Here is a 16,757-nt window from a genome sequence, read left to right as displayed (position 1 = left end):
CCGATATGGCCATCGCGACGGCGTAAGGTTGACGTTTTTTAATCTTACGCCATGGTAGGATCACGCTCGACGTGAAAAGGGATTGAACTCCGCCGCAATGAATACACAGGCCGCACCTTCACCGCAGTTCTATCTGACGGCTCCTGCTGCCTGTCCCTATTTGCCCAACGAGATGGAGCGCAAGGTCTTCACGCACCTCGTCGGGTCGCGGGCGCCGGAGATGAACGACCTGCTCACCCAGGGTGGTTTCCGCCGGTCTCAGAACATCGCCTACCGCCCCGCCTGCGAAGGCTGCCGCTCCTGCATTTCCGTGCGCATCATTGCCGATGAATTCGAACCGACGCGCTCGATGCGGCGGGTGATGGCCGCCAACGAGGACATCATCTCGACGGAGTATCCGGCGCAGCCGTCGACCGAGCAATATTCGCTCTTCCGCCACTATCTCGATCATCGCCACCAGCGCGGCGGCATGTCCGACATGTCGGCGCTCGATTATGCGATCATGGTCGAGGATACCCACGTCAATACCCGCATCATCGAATACCGGATCCGCGAGGAAGGGGCCGGCCTGCGCCGCAACCCGCGCGGGGAACTGATCGCCGCAGCCCTCACCGACATGATGAGCGACGGGCTTTCGATGGTCTATTCCTATTTCAATCCCGACATGGAGAAGCGGTCGCTCGGCACGCTGATGATCCTCGACCATATCCGCCGGACGAAACAGCTCGGCCTTCCGCATGTCTATCTCGGCTATTGGGTCCGCGGTTCGCGGAAGATGGATTACAAGACCCGCTTCCTGCCGCAGGAACACCTGATGGCCCGTGGCTGGGAACGCTTTACGCCCGCCGATGGCGACATACAGAACGATTGACCATGCTTTTCCCGACACTTTCGAGCCACACCAAAGGCCTTGTCCTGACCACCATCGGCGGACTGGCGCTGTCGCTCGACGTGCCGCTGGTGCGGCTGGGAGACGGCGACGTCTGGTCGGTGACGGCGCTGCGCAGCCTGACGACGGTGGCCGCCACCTTTATCCTGTGGTTCCTCGTGCGCCGTTTCACGTCTTCCCGCCCGCCGCTCGTTCCCGGCTGGGCCGCGGCATTTGCCGCCCTGCTCTACGGCCTCTCCTCGATGGCCTTCCTCGGCGCGGTGTTCAACACCACCACCGCCAACGTCGTGTTCATCGTCGCCTTCACGCCGATGTTCGCCGCCCTGCTTTCCTGGCTTTTCCTCGGCGAACGGCCGGGCGTTTCGACGCTGGTGACGATGGCGATCATGATCGTCGGCGTCGGCCTCATCGTCGAGAACGGGTTGTCCGCCGGCCACTGGCTGGGTGACCTCCTGTCGGCGCTGACCGCGCTGCTGATCGGCGGCGCCATCACCATCGGCCGCGCAACGCAACGCGAGATGGGTTTCGTGCCGCTGATCGCCACCGTCATTCCCGCCGCCATCGCCCTGCTGATGGTGGTACCGGCGGGTTATCATGTCGCCAACCCCTTCTGGGTGATGCTGGACGGCGGCATCATGCTGCCTTTGGCATTCTGGTGCCTGGCGACCGGGCCGCGTTATCTTTCCGCCTCGGAAGTCGGCATGTTCTACCTGCTGGAAACGATCCTCGCTCCCATCTGGGTGTGGATGATCTTTTCCGAAGTGCCCGCGCTGCAAAGCCTCGCCGGCGGCGCCATCCTCATCGGCGCGCTGGTCGGCTACTCCCTGTGGCAGATGCGCAGCCGCTCGCGGTCGCTGGCGACGCCCCTCTCCCATTGAAGGACCACGATTGCCCGCATCGCGGACTGATGTTATAATTCATGTTATAACATGAAGGAGCCGGCCATGAACGTCACCATCCGCAAGATCGGCAATTCCGAAGGCGTGATCATTCCGAAAGAAATCCTCGACCGGCTTGGGTTGAAGGCGGGGGACACGCTTGACCTGACGGCGAAGGACGATGGTCTCCACCTGCGGCCCGTCGAAGAGGACTTCAACCGCCAACTTCAGGCGGCGGAGTACTTCATGGAAAAATACAAGGTTGCACTCAAGAAGCTGGCAGAATAAATGGCACCGGTTTTTCTCAGTCGCATCGTCGTCGAACGCTTGCACCAGATGCAGATCGAACGTTTCGGCGGCGCTTTTGGCCTACGTGACGAGGGGATACTGGAATCGGCGCTGGCGCAGCCGATCAACAAGGCCGCCTACGGCTGCGACGATATCATCGAACTCGCGGCAGCCTATCTTTACGGCCTGGCCAAGAACCATGCCTTCATCGACGGCAACAAACGCATTGCCATCGTGGCCGCCGCCGTTTTCCTCATGGAAAACGGCTTTGAGATCGAAACGACAGAGGCAAATCTCTATACCTTCGTTCTCGCCGTGGCCGCCGGGGATATCGATGAGGAAGGAGCCGCACGGTTCCTGAGGGATGTCTCCGTTCCCTATTCACCGCAATAGGTAGGCTTCGCTTCCCAAAGCCTACCCCAAGAACTTCCCGCTGCGCGGAAAACCCTTCGGCACGGTGCGGCCGGCGGAGGCGCGTTCGGCGAGCCATTCGACCAGTTCATCCTTGTTCTTCGTAAACGTGCGGCCGGCGCTGTCTTCCCAGGTCAGGCCGTCGGCGATCGTAAAGCAGCGGATATCGGAAATGCCGCCGTCCTTGTAGCGCTGCAGGCGCACGCCCTTGCCGCGCACCATCTCCGGAAGCTGCACCAGCGGGAAGACCAGCATCTTGCGGTTTTCGCCGACGACGGCGACATGGTCGCCCAAAACGGTCACCACCAGCTTCGCCTCGTCGGGCATGCTGACATTCATGATCTGCTTGCCCTTGCGGGTGTTGGCGATCATTTCGCTCTCGGCGACGATGAAGCCGTTGCCGGAGGTGGAGGCGAGGATCAGCTTGCGGTTCGGGTCGTGCACGAAGGCCGTCAGCACGTCCTGATCGTTTTCCATGTCGACCATGATACGCAACGGTTCGCCATGGCCACGCCCGCCCGGCAGCTTGTCGGCGCCGAGCGTATAGGCCTTGCCACCGGTGGTCACCAGCAGGATCTTGTCAGTGGTCTGTGCCGGGAACGCCACCTTGAGGCCGTCGCCCTCCTTGAAGGTCAGCGACGACGTATCGGAAATGTGCCCCTTCAGCGCCCGGATCCAGCCCTTTTCCGAGACGACGACGGTCACCGGTTCCTTCTCGATCATCGCCTGCTGGATCGCCTCGACGTCGGCATCCGGCGCGTCGGCGAACTGGGTGCGGCGGCGGCCGAGTTCTGTCGCCTTGGCATACTTTTTCTTGACCTCGCCGATTTCCCAGCTGACCGTCTGCCACTGCTTGTCGTCGGACGCGAGCAAGGCTTCGATCTCAGCCTTTTCCTTGGTCAGATTGTCGAATTCGGTGCGGATCTCGAATTCTTCCAGCTTGCGCAAGGAGCGCAGCCGCATGTTGAGGATCGCCTCAACCTGGTTGTCGGTGAGATTGAAGCGGTCGATCATCACCGGCTTCGGCTCATCCTCCTCGCGGATGATGCGGATCACCTCGTCGATATTGAGGTAGGCGATCAGGAAGCCGCCCAAAATTTCCAGGCGCCGGTCGATGGCGGCCAGGCGGAAACGCGAACGGCGGACGAGCACCTCCTTGCGGTGCTGCAGCCATTCGGTCAGCACCTCGCCAAGGCCCATCACCTTCGGCACGCGCCCCATCGAGAGCACGTTCATGTTGAGCGGCAGGCGGCTTTCCAGCTCCGTCAGGCGGAACAGCGATTCCATCAGCAGCGTCGCATCGACGGTGCGGTTCTTCGGCACCAGCACGACGCGGATGTCTTCGGCCGATTCATCGCGGATGTCTTCCAGCAGCGGCAGCTTGCGGGCGATCAGCAGTTCAGCGATTTTCTCGATCAGCCGCGATTTCTGCACCTGGAACGGAATTTCGGTGACGACGATCTGGTAACCGCCACGTCCGAGATCTTCCGTCTGCCACTTGGCGCGCACGCGAAAACCGCCGCGGCCGGTCTTGTAGGCCTCGACGATGCTGGCGTGGCTGTCGATGATGATGCCGCCGGTCGGCAGGTCGGGGCCGGGAATGAATTCGACCAGCTTTTCGACGCTGGCATCCGGATGCTTGATCAGGTGCAGCGCCGCATCGCAAAGTTCATGGGCATTGTGCGGCGGGATGGACGTCGCCATGCCGACGGCGATACCGGAGGCGCCGTTTGCCAGAAGGTTCGGAAAAGCGCCCGGTAGCACCACCGGCTCGGAATTCGATTCGTCGTAGGTGTCGCGGAAATCCACCGCGTCCTGGTCGATGCCTTCGAGCAAGAGTTCGGCGACCGCCGTCATCTTCGATTCGGTGTAGCGCATCGCCGCCGGGCTATCGCCGTCGATATTGCCGAAATTGCCCTGGCCGTTGACCAGCGGATAACGCAGCGAAAAGTCCTGCGCCAGGCGCGCCAGCGCATCGTAGATCGCCTGGTCGCCGTGCGGATGGTAGTTACCCATCACTTCGCCGACGATCTTGGCGCATTTGCGGAAGGCGGAGTTCGGCCTCAGGCCCATTTCGCTCATCGCGTAGACGATGCGGCGATGCACCGGCTTCAGCCCGTCGCGGACGTCCGGCAAGGCGCGATGCATGATGGTCGACAGCGCGTAGGCGAGATAACGCTCCTCGAGCGCCGCCTTCAGGTCGACCGGTACGATGTTGTCGTCGCCATCCGATGGTGGCAAAATATCCTTACCCATACGACTTGACTAGACGACAAGCCGATTCCCGGCAAGGAATCCGGGGCATGCGCCTGTGGATAGTGCACTGCACAGGCGTGGCCGGTGCCGAAAACCCACAGCTTAAAGCAGCTTTTAACCGATGGTTACGTAGGAAACATCGCCGCGAAACAGTTTTGTGGCATCTCCCTTTCCGCCGTCACAATGTGCCTTACATTGTGCTCCGGTACTCGCCCCAAGAACAGTTCGCCGCATCGTCCGGTGCTCGAACATCGACCGAATATAACAACGACCACAAACGTTTATAGGCTTGACTGGCTGGCTCCTCGGTCAAATTTTCACAAAAGGACACGTTATGAGACATCTCCGCACTTTCCGCTACGCCTTGACCGCAGCGACCTTCCTGACGTTGAGCGGCTCCGCCTTCGCCCTCGACGGCAACGACCTCGTCGCAAAGATCAACGCCGGCCTGCAGGGCACCACGCTCAACCCGGCTTCGATCAATGTCGACGGCTCCAACGTCACGCTGACGGGCGTCAAGGTTCGCGTTCCAAGCCCTGAGGCTGCCGGCGAAGGCGCGCCGATCGGCGACATCGTCCTGACAGGCGTCGAAGAAGATGCCGGCGGCTACACGATCGAGAAGGCGACCTTCGGCAACGTCAATGTCACCAATGAAGGCGTGACCGTCACCGCTTCCGATATCTCGCTCAGCAACATCACGATTCCCGCCGATGCCACCAAGGGCACGATCGATTCGATGATGATGTATGAAGAAGGCCATATCGGCCCGGTAAGCGTCACCAAGGCAGGCTCGGAACTCTTCTCGCTTGCCAGCACCGACTTCTCGCTCACCAAGCGTGACGGCGATGCCGGCTTCGATTTCGAAGCGACCGCCGCCGGCCTGAAGGGCGACCTCACAAAGGTCGAGGACCCGCAGGCGAAGGATGTGCTGCAGAAGATCGGCCTGACGTCGCTGCAGGGCGAAATCAACATGGCCGGCGGCTGGGACCTCAAGACCGGCACGCTGGAAGTCACCAATTACAGCTTCGACTTCAAGGACATCGGCAACCTGTCCCTGGCGTTCAGCATTTCGGGCTACACGCTCGAACTCATCAAGTCCCTGCAGGACCAGATGAAGGCGATGGAAACCAACCCGAACAAGGAAGAAGCGCAGGCCGCAGCCGGCATGGCGATGATGGGCCTGATGCAGCAGCTCAGCTTCAACAGCGCCTCGGTTTCCTTCGAGGACGCCTCGATCACCAAGCGCCTGCTGGACTATGCCGGCTCGCAGCAGGGCGTGACCGGTGAGCAGATGGCCCAGTCGCTGAAGGCCATGGTTCCGATCATGATCGGCCAGCTGAACATTCCCGAGTTGCAGAACTCGATCAGCGAAGCCGTCAACACCTATCTCGACGATCCGAAGAGCCTGACGATCGCGGCAGCTCCCGAAAAATCGGTTCCGTTCCCGCAGATCCTCGGCGCCGCCATGGGTGCTCCGAACAGCATTCCGACCCTGCTCGGCGTCACCGTTTCGGCCAACGACGAAATGTAAGCCTCTCCGAGGTGGACAACAAGCGAGCCCGGCCAAAGCCGGGCTCGTCTTGTCTGGCGCTCTTGCCGCTAAAGTGCCGGAGACGGAGGGTTGTTCACCAGGGGAGCATCAACGCAAACGGCCGGGTGTCACCACCCGGCCGTTGAAAACGACAAAGTTTCGGCGTTTCAGTCTTTCTTCTGCGGCGGGATCACGCGCAGCGCCAGTTCGCGCAGCTGCGTCGGCGTCGCTTCGGAAGGCGCATTCATCAGCAGGTCCTGGGCCTGCTGGTTCATCGGGAAGAGCGAGATTTCGCGCAGGTTCTTCGCGCCGACGAGCAGCATGACGACGCGGTCGATGCCGAAGGCGCAGCCGCCGTGCGGAGGCGCACCGTACTGGAAGGCACGGTACATGCCGCCGAAGCGGTCTTCCACGTCCTGCTGGCTGAGGCCGACCTTTTCGAAGGCCTTGACCATCAGTTCCGGCGACTGGTTACGGATCGAGCCCGAGGCGATTTCGAAGCCGTTGCAGACCGCGTCATACTGATAGGCCTTGAGCGACAGCGGCTCCTGGCTTTCCAGCGCTTCCAGGCCACCCTGCGGCATCGAGAAGGGGTTGTGGGCGAAATCAAGCTTCTTCTCTTCCTCGCTCCATTCGTAGAACGGGAAGTCGACGATCCAGCACATGTCGTAGCGGTCGCGGTCGACGAGGTTCAACTCCTCGCCGGCGCGGGTGCGGGCTTCGCCTGCGAACTTGTAAAACTTGGACGGCTCGCCGGCGACGAAGAAGCAGGCATCACCTGCGTCCAGGCCGAGCTGCTGGCGGATCGCCTCGGTGCGCTCTTCGCCGATGTTCTTGGCGAGCGGGCCGGAGCCGCCGATCTTGCCGTCTTCTTCCTTCCAGAAGATGTAGCCGAGGCCCGGCTGGCCCTGGCTCTGCGCCCAGGCGTTCATCCGGTCGCAGAAGGCGCGGGAGCCGCCGGTCTTGGCCGGGATAGCCCAGATCTCGACCTTCGGGTTCGAGGCGATCATGTTCGCGAAGACCTTGAAGCCGGATTCGGCGAAGTGCCTGGTGGTGTCTTCCATGACGATCGGGTTGCGCAGGTCCGGCTTGTCGGAGCCGTACTTGCGGATCGCAACGTCGTAGGGAATGCGCGGCCATTCCTTGGTGACCGGCTTGCCGTCGGCGAATTTTTCGAACACGGCCGTCATCATCGGCTCCATCGTGTTCCAGACGTCTTCCTGGGTGACGAAGCTCATCTCGACGTCGAGCTGGTAGAATTCGCCCGGCAGGCGGTCGGCGCGCGGGTCTTCGTCGCGGAAGCACGGCGCGATCTGGAAATAGCGGTCGAAACCGGCAACCATCAGCAGCTGCTTGTACTGCTGCGGCGCCTGCGGCAGCGCGAAGAACTTGCCCTGGTGGATACGCGACGGCACGAGGAAGTCGCGGGCGCCTTCCGGCGAGGATGCCGTCAGGATCGGGGTCGAATATTCGGCAAAGCCGGCATCGGCCATGCCCGAGCGCATGGCGGAGATGATCTGCGTGCGCTTGACGATGTTCTTGTGCAGCGTTTCGCGACGCAGGTCGAGGAAGCGGTACTTCAGGCGCACGTCTTCCGGATAATCCGGCTCGCCGAAGACCGGCAGCGGCAGTTCCTTCGCGGCCGAGAGGACTTCGATGTCCTGGGCGTAAAGCTCGATCTCGCCGGTCGCCATCGTCTTGTTGACGGTGTCTTCCGAGCGCGCCTTGACGAGGCCGTCGATGCGGATGACCCATTCGCCGCGCACGGTTTCCGCCGCCTTGAAGGCCGGGCTGTCCGGATCGGCGACGACCTGGGTGATGCCATAATGGTCGCGCAGGTCGATGAAGAGAACGCCGCCGTGGTCGCGGACGCGGTGAACCCAGCCGGACAGGCGGACGGTCGAGCCGACATCCGACTTGCGGAGGGCGGCACAGGTGTGGCTGCGGTAACGATGCATCGTACTTGTATCCTGGACTTCTTGGGGCCGGCGGCGAAGGCGCGGATGCGGCCTATCCAGCTGCCGATGGAAAATCGGGCGGAAAAGCGCACGTGCGCTCCGATTTGTCAAGGCTCGACCCCGGAGGGGCACGTTTTAAGCTGTCTTTATGCGGCAAGCTTGGCTAATAAGGAAGCATCTTTTCCGCCCTCCGCCCCTCGATGCCTCCCCCGCATAGCAGGCCAGTTTCATGAACCAGATTCGCCCCCTGATTCCCCTTCTCGTCACGGCGGGGATCCTGATCGGCGGCAACGGCCTGCAGGGCACGTTCATCTCGCTCCGGGCATTGCAGGAAGGCTTCTCGCCCTCGGTCATCGGCCTGGTCGGCACCGGCTACAATCTCGGCTTCGCAATCGGCTGCGTCTACATCACCCGCGTCATCCGCTCGATCGGCCATATCCGGGCATTTTCGGCGCTCGCGGCAATCGCCTCGGCTGCGTCGATCTCCATGGTCCTGCTCATCGACCCGTTCTTCTGGTTCCTGATGCGGCTGATCCAGGGCATCTGTTTCGCCGGGCTTTTCGCCACCGTCGAAAGCTGGCTCAACGCCCGCGTCACCAATGCGACGCGGGCGCGCACGCTGTCCGTCTACCGTTTCGTCGACCTCGGCTCGGTGACGCTGGCGCAATATCTTATCCCGACCGTCGGCATCGACGGCTTCCAGCTGTTCGCCATCATCTCCATGGCGCTGACGCTGTCGCTGGTGCCAATCTCGTTCGCCGACCGCAGCAGCCCCGAACCGCCGGATGCGGTGCGCTTCAATGTCAAGACTCTCTGGCAGATCTCGCCGCTGGCGACGGTCGGCTGCATCGTCGTCGGGCTCACCAATTCGGTGTTCCGCTCGCTCGGGCCGGTCTATGCCCAGGGCATCGGCATGTCGATCGCCGCCATCGCCACCTTCATGAGCGTCGGCATCTTCGCCGGCGTGGTGCTGCAATATCCGCTTGGGCACTATTCCGACAAGCTCGACCGGCGCAAGATCATCCTCGTCGCGACGCTGGGCTCGCTGGCCGCCGGTGTCTTCATCGCCTTCGTCGCCGGCGACAGCACCTTGTTGAACTATGCCGGCATCTTCTTCTTCGGCGCCTTCGCCATGCCGCTCTATTCGCTCTGTTCGGCGCATGCCAACGACCATGCCAAGGAAGGGCAACATGCGCTCGTTTCCGCCGGCACCCTGTTCTTCTGGTCGATCGGCGCCGTCATCGGCCCGCTCTTCGCCTCCTTCATGCTGGATATTTTCGGCCCGCATGCGCTGTTCATCTACATGGCTGCCGTGCTGGCGCTGTTCCTCGCATACACCGTGCAACGCATGACGGTGCGCGAAGGCGTTCCCGCGGAAAAGCGCACGATGAGCTTCCGCAATCTCCTGCGCACCTCCACCTTCTTCAACAAGCTGGCGACCCCGCCCTCCGAAGACAAGCCGGAAAACAAATAGGCTGCGGCAAGATGCCGGGTGGCAAGGCATTGATGACAGGCTTGCTCAATTTTAAGAATAGGAAGACACCAAGCCGGAGACCACCATGGCCCAGTTCAGCCGCCGCAACCTGCTCAAAGCCTCGGCGCTCGTCGCCGGAGCCTACGGTCTCGGCATCGGTGCCGCCGCCCGCTTCGGCCCCGCCTTTGCCCAGCCCAAGCCGGTGCTGCTCGAAGCACGCTCGACGGACGCCGCCCTCGCTGAGACTGCCGCCACCAGGGGCGTGATGACCTATGGCAACGACGGCATGCCGCCGACGCTGAGGATCGCCAAAGGAAAACCCTTTGCCGCCCGGCTGGAAAACCGCCTCGACGAGCCGACCACCATCCACTGGCACGGGTTGCGCATCGACAACAGGATGGACGGCGTTCCTTTCCTGACGCAGCCATACGTCTATACCGGCGACGGCTTCGATTATCTTTTCACCCCGCCGGATGCCGGCACCTTCTGGTATCACCCCCATTGCAACACGCTAACGCAGATGGGCCGGGGCATGACCGGCATGCTGATCGTCGAGGACCCGGACGATCCGGTTTTCGACGCCGAGATCGCCCTCAACCTGCGTGACTGGCGGCTCGGCGGCAACGGCCAGTTCATCGAGCAGTTCAAGGCGCGCGATGCGGCCAAGGCCGGCACCTACGGCACGCTGCGAACCGCCAACTGGCAGCGGGAACCGCAATATGACGCTCCCGCCGGCGGGTTGCTGCGCCTGCGCCTGGTGATCAGCGACGTGACGCGCATCTATTCGCTGAAACTGAACGGCGCGGAGGCCCATGTGATCGCCATCGACGGCAATCCGGTGCCGAACCGTTTTGCCCTGGATTTCCTGATGATCGGCCCGGGCCAGCGGCTCGACCTCGCCGTCCGCATGCCGGATACGGAAGGCACGATCGTCGAGCTGGAAGACATCCGGGGATCGAAGCCAAAAATCCTCGCCCGGCTGCGGGCCACCGGACCTTCGCTGAAGCGCGATCTCAGGGATATCGGCCCGCTCGGCAGGAACCCGGTGCCGGAACCGGATCTCGGCACGGCGCAAGACATCCCGCTCGTCCTCAGCGCCACGGCGGAAAATGCCGCGGTCGACAGCATCTGCGGCACGCTCGGTTATTCCTTCTGGGCGATCAACAAGCGGCCCTGGCCCGGCGACACCGCCGATCCGACCGCGCCGCTCGCCGAGATGAAGCTCGGCAGGAGTTATGTCCTCGACGTCGCCAATCCGACGCCGCATATCCACCCGATCCACATGCACGGCATGAGCTTCAAGGTGGTTTCCTCCTCCGCAAGGCCGGTGCAGCAATTCGTCTCCGACACCTATCTCATTCTTCCCGATGAAAAGGTGCAGCTCGCCGTCGTGGCGGACAATCCTGGCGACTGGGTGTTTCATTGCCACATCATCGAGCATCAAAAGACCGGCATGACCGGCTATTTGCGCGTCGCGTAAGCGCTCGTATTGACATCGGAGGCCGAAAGGAGAAGGAAAGATCAAAAGATTGATCCCTGTCCGACGAATGAATTGAGATGATCGAAACCACCGCCGACCTGAAGGCAGCCTGCGCAGAACTCGCCAAATCCGACTTCATCACCATCGATACGGAATTTCTCCGCGAGACGACCTTCTGGCCGGAGCTGTGCCTGATCCAGATGGCGAGCCCCGACACGGAAGTCCTGGTCGATCCGCTGGCGAAAGGCTTGGACCTGACGCCGTTCTTCGAGCTGATGGCCAATCCCGGCGTGCTGAAGGTGTTTCACGCGGCGCGGCAGGATATCGAAATCGTCTATCACCTCGGCAATCTCATCCCGCATCCGATCTTCGATACGCAGGTCGCCGCCATGGTCTGCGGTTTCGGCGATTCGGTCTCCTACGACCAGCTGGTGCAGCGGGTGAAGGGCGTGCAGATCGACAAATCCTCGCGCTTCACCGACTGGAGCCGAAGGCCGCTGTCGGAAAAGCAGCTCGATTATGCGCTGGCCGACGTCACGCATCTGCGCGAGATCTACCTCGCCCTCAAGGCACAGCTCGAGCGTGAAGGCCGCGCCTCCTGGCTGCGCGAGGAAATGGACATCCTCGAAGCGCGCGAAACCTACGATATCCATCCCGACGACGCCTGGCAGCGGCTGAAGATGCGGCTGAAGAAGCCACAGGAACTTGCCGTGCTGAAATACGTCGCCGCCTGGCGCGAGCGCGAGGCGCGCAGCCGCAACGTGCCGCGCTCGCGGGTGCTGAAGGACGACACCATCTACGAAATCGCACAGCAGCAGCCGAAGGACACCGAGGCGCTGTCGCGCCTGCGCACCGTCGCCAGGGGCTGGGAGCGCTCGGCCGGCGGTACTGCCGTCGTCGAAGCCGTCAACGAAGCGCTTGCCCTGCCGAAATCCGAGATGCCGCACGTGCCCCGCCACAACCAGGCGCCCGAAGGGGCTGCCGCCGCCACCGAACTGCTCAAGGTCCTGCTCAAGCTGACGGCGGAAAAGCACGGTGTCGCCGCCAAGGTGCTCGCCAACAGCGACGACCTGGAAAAGATCGCCTCGGAGGGCGACAAGGCCGAAGTCCCTGCCCTGTCGGGCTGGCGCCGCGACCTCTTCGGCGAAACCGCCTTGCAGTTGATCAACGGCGGTGTCGCGCTGCGTTTCGTTGGCAAACGGGTCGAGGCCGTCCAGCTTTAAAGCCTTTGTTCTTACGCAATTCCGGGTGCAAACCGCCTCTTGCTTGTGCTGGAATTGCTTTGGGCAGCGGAGATTTCCGCCGGGGCGAGGCCGAATCGCTGGCGAAGCCGGTCGCAGCCACCTATATTCGCTCAAATGGTGTCCGGGCTTGAAAGCGCCGGCCAAAACTGCTGGATCGCTCTATGAAACGGGATGCCATCATTTCCTGGACCCTAGTCGTGGCCGCAGTCGCGCTGAGTGGCGTTGTCTACAGCATGCTCGTCTACGGCGGCCGTCCGGTGATCGGCGCGATCTTTTCCCTTTTCATCGGCATGCCGCTGATCGCCTTCGAGCGGCGCGTGGCGCTGCCGCGCTTCCATGCCTGGCTGCACGGGCTGTCGACACCGGCCTTCCTGCTTTTGTCGATGATTGCCTATTACATCCTGATCCTTGCCGGTTATATCGCCGGCGGAACGGTGCTCAATCTCGTCGGTGCCATTTCGGAGCCATGGAAGGAAATCTTCATCCTGCCGTGGAACGTGGTGATCTACACCTTCGTCGTCACCGGCACGATCACCTTCATCCTGCGCGTCCGCGAACTTCTCGGCCGCGACATCTTCACCAACCTGCTGCTCGGCCGCTATCGCAAGCCGGTTCAGGAAGAACGGGTGTTCCTGTTCATCGACCTGGTCGGCTCGACCTCCTTTGCCGAAAAGCACGGCGACCTGCGCACCCAGCAATTCCTGGCCGCCCTGTTTACCGCGCTTGCCGAGCCCGTCCGCCGATACAGGGGTGCGATCGACGACTATATCGGCGATGCGGTGATCATCACCTGGCCGCTGGAGCGCGGCATCAAGCATGCCCGCTGCGTCAACTGCGTCTTCGAAATCATCGAGCAGATCGAGGGCAATTCGGGCAAATGGATCGCCAAGTTCGGCCAGATGCCGCGTTTGCGCGCGGCCCTGCACGGCGGCGAGATCATCACCGCCGAAATCGGCGTCGACCACCACAAGATCGCCTATTTCGGCGACACGGTGAACACCACGGCCCGGCTGGAAAGCCTCTGCCGTTCGCTGGAGCGGCCCGTGCTGATCTCGGAGGAACTGGCCCAGCGCCTGACGCTGCCGCCGACGATCAACGCCGACTATCTCGGCGAACACGCCCTGCGCGGCCGTGGCCAGAAGATCGGAGTGATGGCGCTGACGCGCGTTCGCGAAAGTGCTGCAAACCTGCTGCAGGCGCGGATCGTGGGGCAGCCGGCGGAGTAGAATCCGTGTTGTCGCCGTTGTTGCCCGTCACCAAAGCTTCACCGGACCTTTATTTCAGCGACATCTTCGCGCCTTAACGCATCCATCGTTATCCTCCATTCCATAGGGTTGAAACGATGAACAAAATCCTTTTGACGTCCGCGGCACTCGGCCTGCTCTTCGCCGGCCAGGCATTCGCCGACGAAACCGAGTTCAAGGCCAAGCTGGTCGGCCAGGTCATCATTCCGGCAAACACCATCATTGCCGCCCCTGCCGATGCCCCCGAATTCCTGAAGAGCGCCGGCAAGTTCACGACGCCCGACCGCAAGCGCACCGAGGCATTCGGCACCGTTCCGGGCAAGGACGGCGCACGCGTCACCGACGTCAAGCTGCCCTTCGACGGCCAGCCGATGCAGGGCTTCTCCGGCATCAAGACCATGGAGGACGGCTCGTTCTGGTCGCTTTCCGACAACGGTTTCGGCTCGAAGATGAATTCGTCCGACGCCGCGCTGATGCTGCACAACGTCAAGTTCGACTGGGCCACCGGCAAGGCCGACGTCGTCAAGCACATCTTCCTCTCCGACCCGGACAAGAAGGCGCCGTTCCCGATCACCCTCGAAGGCGCTGAAAAGCGTTACCTGACCGGCGCCGACTTCGACGTCGAATCGATCCAGCCGACCGCTGACGGCTTCTGGATCGGCGAAGAATTCGGTCCCTACCTCCTGAAGTTCGACACCGAAGGCCGCCTCACCGACGTCTTCCCGACGCTCGTCGACGGCAAGCCGGTGACCTCGCCAGACAATCCGACGCTGGCCGTTCCGGCCAATCCGACGCTAAAGCTGCCAGCCTTCAACCTGAAGCGCTCCGGCGGCTTCGAAGGCCTGGCGATGAGCAAGGACGGCTCCAAGCTCTACGGCCTGCTCGAAGGCCCGCTCTTCCTCGAGGACGGCTCGGTCGAGAAGGCCGACGGCAAGACGGCGACCCGCATCATCGAGTTCGACGTCGCCGGCAAGGCCTGGACGGGCCGCAGCTGGCTCTATCCGCTGGACGAGAAGGGCGCGGCGATCGGCGACTTCAACATGCTGGACGAAACCACCGCCCTCGTGATCGAACGTGACAACGGCGCCGGCACGCCGGACAAGGCCTGCGCCGATCCGAAGCAGCCGCAGCCGGATTGCTTCGACACGCCGGCCGTGCTGAAGCGCGTCTACAAGATCGAGTTCAACGACGCAAACGTCGGCCAGGCCGCCCGCAAGATCGGCTACATCGACCTCCTGAAGATCGAGGACCCCGACAACAAGAAGCAGGCCGGCAGCCAGGCAGGCATCTACGACATGCCGTTCGTGACGATCGAGAACGTCGACCGCGTCGACGCCACCCACATCATCATCGGCAACGACAACAACCTGCCCTTCTCCGCCGGCCGCGCCGTGGACAAGGCCGACAACAACGAATTCAGCCTGCTGGAAGCCGGCGAATTCCTGAACGCGAAGTAATCGCCCAGAATGTCGGGGCGGTCGATCATGGCCGCCCCAAGCGAAGTAGGCGACCCCTGACGGTGTCGCGTTTTTCTTCGACAAACACATCGCCTCTCCAACCGACAGGCGATCGTATGAACTTTACTCGAACACGAAAGCCAGCCGCCGCCCGGTCAGCTTGCCCAGTTGCTGCAGCCGTCCGTCCAGGCGTTCGCCGGCAAAGCCGATATAGTCGTGCGGCACGACGAATTCGAGGTCGATGTCCGGGTTGCTCGAGCGGCGCAGGCCGAGATGGCGGACGATGCCGGGCATCGAGGCCGAGAACAGGTAAACCACCCGCAAAAGGCCGCCGAGCAGCTTGGCGCGGTCGATATAGTGCTGGGTGGCGATTGCCGCCAGCGGTCCGGTGGCGCCGTCGTCGTGCAGCCCTTCGAAACGGTAATAGTTGGTCAGCGCGATGAAGGCGCGGCCGGGATGGGTGATACCGACGAAGGAGGAATGGGCGATGATGTTCAGCGCCTGCAGGCCGCGATAATCCGGATGGGCGCGCCAACTGATGTCCGCCAGCAGGCAGGCGGCCTGGCGATAACGGCTTTCTTCTACGGTTTCCTCGATGCCGAAATAGGGTATCATCCGGCCGGTCCATTCGGCCAGTTCGCGGGCATGCTCCGGGGAGCGGGCGCGCAGGATCGCCAGTTCGTCCGCCGCCGCCAGCAGCGGGTCCATCCGGCGCTCGTCTTCGGACAGCAGCGAATAAAGATATCCTTCGCGCACGCCCTGCGCCGAGAAGGAGATCTTGGCCGGCTTCATCGCATCGAGGACCTCGCGCATGGCGATGGCGCCAAAGGGAAGCAGGCCGCGGCGATTCTTGGAAACGGCGGCGAAGGCGGGGTTCTTCGAATCCCGCGATTGCACCACTTCGTCGAGAAAGCGCAGCGCTTCGGCGAGCGACAGTTCGTAGCCCTGCATCATGTGCAGCGGATATTGCCGCATCTCCATGTGCAGCTTGGCGATGTTGCGCCAGGTGCCGCCCACCGCATAGAAGGTGCGGCCGGCGCCGTTCTTCAGCAGATCGGCGCCCTTGATGTGCTTTCGGGCGAAATTGCTCGCCTTGGTCAGCGAGTTGCCGGCATATTCGGAAAGGCGCAGGCCGCCGAGCGGCAGGGTGATGCCCTTGCCGAAATCCTTGCCCTTGATGTCGATCAGTTCCAGGGAGCCGCCGCCGAGATCGCCGACGATGCCGTCGGGATCATAAAAGCCGCTGATGATGCCGAGCGCCGAAAACTGCGCCTCTTCCTCGCCGGACAGAACCCGCACCGGCTGGCCGAGGATCTGCTCGGCGGCGTGGATGAAGTCGGGGCCGTTGCTCGATTCACGCGCCGCCGCCGTGGCGAGCACGTACATGGTCCTTGCCCGTCCCTGGTCCGACAGCGCCCGGAAGCGATGCAGGGCCGACAGCGCCCGCTGGACGCTGTCCTCGTCCATCTTGCCCGTCAGCGCCATTCCCTTGCCGAGGCCGCACAAGACCTTTTCGTTGAAAAGAATGGTCGGAGACCGCGACAAGCCCTCGTAGATGACCAGACGAATGGAATTCGAACCGATATCGACGACGGAAACGGGAGCTATGCCAGGTAGCCGCCCCTGAGCTTCAGATTCAACCATGCA

Annotated in this window: 13 protein-coding genes; 10 read left to right on the top strand and 3 right to left on the bottom strand. The window is 62.5% G+C overall.

The window, feature by feature from the left end; all coding sequences use genetic code 11:
* Window positions 1-97 precede the first annotated feature (97 nt).
* From DEM27_RS04075 to DEM27_RS04060, 4 genes are all read left to right on the top strand, one after another.
* The gene (locus DEM27_RS04075) at window positions 98-871 is read left to right on the top strand and encodes an arginyltransferase (RefSeq protein ID WP_109456866.1); all 774 of its coding nucleotides are present in this window, start codon (window positions 98-100) and stop codon (window positions 869-871) included.
* 2 nt (window positions 872-873) lie between these two features.
* Window positions 874-1,767 (top strand): DMT family transporter, encoded by an 894-nt coding sequence (locus tag DEM27_RS04070; protein WP_109456865.1) that lies wholly within the window; start codon window positions 874-876, stop codon window positions 1,765-1,767.
* A gap of 66 nt (window positions 1,768-1,833) precedes the next feature.
* Window positions 1,834-2,055 (top strand): AbrB/MazE/SpoVT family DNA-binding domain-containing protein, encoded by a 222-nt coding sequence (locus tag DEM27_RS04065; RefSeq protein WP_109456949.1) that lies wholly within the window; start codon window positions 1,834-1,836, stop codon window positions 2,053-2,055.
* The gene (locus tag DEM27_RS04060; protein WP_109456864.1) at window positions 2,056-2,448 is read left to right on the top strand and encodes a type II toxin-antitoxin system death-on-curing family toxin; all 393 of its coding nucleotides are present in this window, start codon (window positions 2,056-2,058) and stop codon (window positions 2,446-2,448) included.
* 21 nt (window positions 2,449-2,469) lie between these two features.
* Here the strand turns inward: DEM27_RS04060 and parC are convergent, their stop codons facing one another.
* Window positions 2,470-4,722 (bottom strand): DNA topoisomerase IV subunit A, encoded by a 2,253-nt coding sequence (gene parC, locus DEM27_RS04055; protein ID WP_109456863.1) that lies wholly within the window; start codon window positions 4,720-4,722, stop codon window positions 2,470-2,472.
* Between the two features lie 334 nt (window positions 4,723-5,056).
* Here parC and DEM27_RS04050 point away from each other — a divergent pair, with 334 nt between their 5' ends.
* Window positions 5,057-6,253: a hypothetical protein gene (locus DEM27_RS04050; protein WP_109456862.1), complete on the top strand. Its 1,197-nt coding sequence runs from the start codon at window positions 5,057-5,059 to the stop codon at window positions 6,251-6,253.
* A 167-nt stretch (window positions 6,254-6,420) separates the two neighbouring features.
* Here DEM27_RS04050 and aspS read toward each other — a convergent pair whose 3' ends face one another.
* The gene (gene aspS, locus DEM27_RS04045) at window positions 6,421-8,211 is read right to left on the bottom strand and encodes an aspartate--tRNA ligase (RefSeq protein ID WP_109456861.1); all 1,791 of its coding nucleotides are present in this window, start codon (window positions 8,209-8,211) and stop codon (window positions 6,421-6,423) included.
* Window positions 8,212-8,440: 229 nt separating this feature from the next.
* Between aspS and DEM27_RS04040 the strand changes: the two genes are divergently transcribed.
* From DEM27_RS04040 to DEM27_RS04020, 5 genes are all read left to right on the top strand, one after another.
* The gene (locus DEM27_RS04040; protein WP_109456860.1) at window positions 8,441-9,685 is read left to right on the top strand and encodes an MFS transporter; all 1,245 of its coding nucleotides are present in this window, start codon (window positions 8,441-8,443) and stop codon (window positions 9,683-9,685) included.
* Window positions 9,686-9,770: 85 nt separating this feature from the next.
* Window positions 9,771-11,165 (top strand): multicopper oxidase family protein, encoded by a 1,395-nt coding sequence (locus DEM27_RS04035; protein ID WP_109456859.1) that lies wholly within the window; start codon window positions 9,771-9,773, stop codon window positions 11,163-11,165.
* 77 nt (window positions 11,166-11,242) lie between these two features.
* Window positions 11,243-12,388 carry a ribonuclease D gene (gene rnd / locus DEM27_RS04030; protein ID WP_109456858.1) on the top strand — a complete coding sequence of 382 codons (1,146 nt, stop codon included), beginning with the start codon at window positions 11,243-11,245 and terminating at the stop codon, window positions 12,386-12,388.
* Between the two features lie 182 nt (window positions 12,389-12,570).
* Entirely contained in the window at window positions 12,571-13,635 is a 1,065-nt protein-coding gene (locus DEM27_RS04025) for an adenylate/guanylate cyclase domain-containing protein (RefSeq protein ID WP_109456857.1), read from the top strand.
* A 116-nt stretch (window positions 13,636-13,751) separates the two neighbouring features.
* The gene (locus tag DEM27_RS04020) at window positions 13,752-15,110 is read left to right on the top strand and encodes an esterase-like activity of phytase family protein (protein WP_109456856.1); all 1,359 of its coding nucleotides are present in this window, start codon (window positions 13,752-13,754) and stop codon (window positions 15,108-15,110) included.
* A 123-nt stretch (window positions 15,111-15,233) separates the two neighbouring features.
* On the opposite strand, the gene ppx is transcribed toward DEM27_RS04020, so the two are convergent.
* The gene (ppx, locus tag DEM27_RS04015; protein WP_109456855.1) at window positions 15,234-16,754 is read right to left on the bottom strand and encodes an exopolyphosphatase; all 1,521 of its coding nucleotides are present in this window, start codon (window positions 16,752-16,754) and stop codon (window positions 15,234-15,236) included.
* Window positions 16,755-16,757: the final 3 nt, after the last annotated feature.

The organism is Rhizobium album (assembly GCF_003122325.1).
GTDB lineage: Bacteria > Pseudomonadota > Alphaproteobacteria > Rhizobiales > Rhizobiaceae > Metarhizobium > Metarhizobium album.
The sequence above is the reverse complement of the archived record's forward strand: the minus strand, read 5'-3'. Positions and strand labels throughout refer to the sequence as shown.

Bases quoted from the DNA above. Each gene is read 5' to 3' on its own strand.
- DEM27_RS04065 (WP_109456949.1), top strand. From the start codon at position 1,834: ATGAACGTCACCATCCGCAAGATCGGCAATTCCGAAGGCGTGATCATT.
- ppx (WP_109456855.1), bottom strand. From the start codon at position 16,754: ATGGTTGAATCTGAAGCTCAGGGGCGGCTACCTGGCATAGCTCCCGTT.
- DEM27_RS04050 (WP_109456862.1), top strand. From the start codon at position 5,057: ATGAGACATCTCCGCACTTTCCGCTACGCCTTGACCGCAGCGACCTTC.
- DEM27_RS04020 (WP_109456856.1), top strand. From the start codon at position 13,752: ATGAACAAAATCCTTTTGACGTCCGCGGCACTCGGCCTGCTCTTCGCC.
- DEM27_RS04025 (WP_109456857.1), top strand. From the start codon at position 12,571: ATGAAACGGGATGCCATCATTTCCTGGACCCTAGTCGTGGCCGCAGTC.
- DEM27_RS04070 (WP_109456865.1), top strand. From the start codon at position 874: ATGCTTTTCCCGACACTTTCGAGCCACACCAAAGGCCTTGTCCTGACC.
- aspS (WP_109456861.1), bottom strand. From the start codon at position 8,211: ATGCATCGTTACCGCAGCCACACCTGTGCCGCCCTCCGCAAGTCGGAT.
- DEM27_RS04060 (WP_109456864.1), top strand. From the start codon at position 2,056: ATGGCACCGGTTTTTCTCAGTCGCATCGTCGTCGAACGCTTGCACCAG.
- DEM27_RS04075 (WP_109456866.1), top strand. From the start codon at position 98: ATGAATACACAGGCCGCACCTTCACCGCAGTTCTATCTGACGGCTCCT.
- rnd (WP_109456858.1), top strand. From the start codon at position 11,243: ATGATCGAAACCACCGCCGACCTGAAGGCAGCCTGCGCAGAACTCGCC.
- parC (WP_109456863.1), bottom strand. From the start codon at position 4,722: ATGGGTAAGGATATTTTGCCACCATCGGATGGCGACGACAACATCGTA.
- DEM27_RS04040 (WP_109456860.1), top strand. From the start codon at position 8,441: ATGAACCAGATTCGCCCCCTGATTCCCCTTCTCGTCACGGCGGGGATC.
- DEM27_RS04035 (WP_109456859.1), top strand. From the start codon at position 9,771: ATGGCCCAGTTCAGCCGCCGCAACCTGCTCAAAGCCTCGGCGCTCGTC.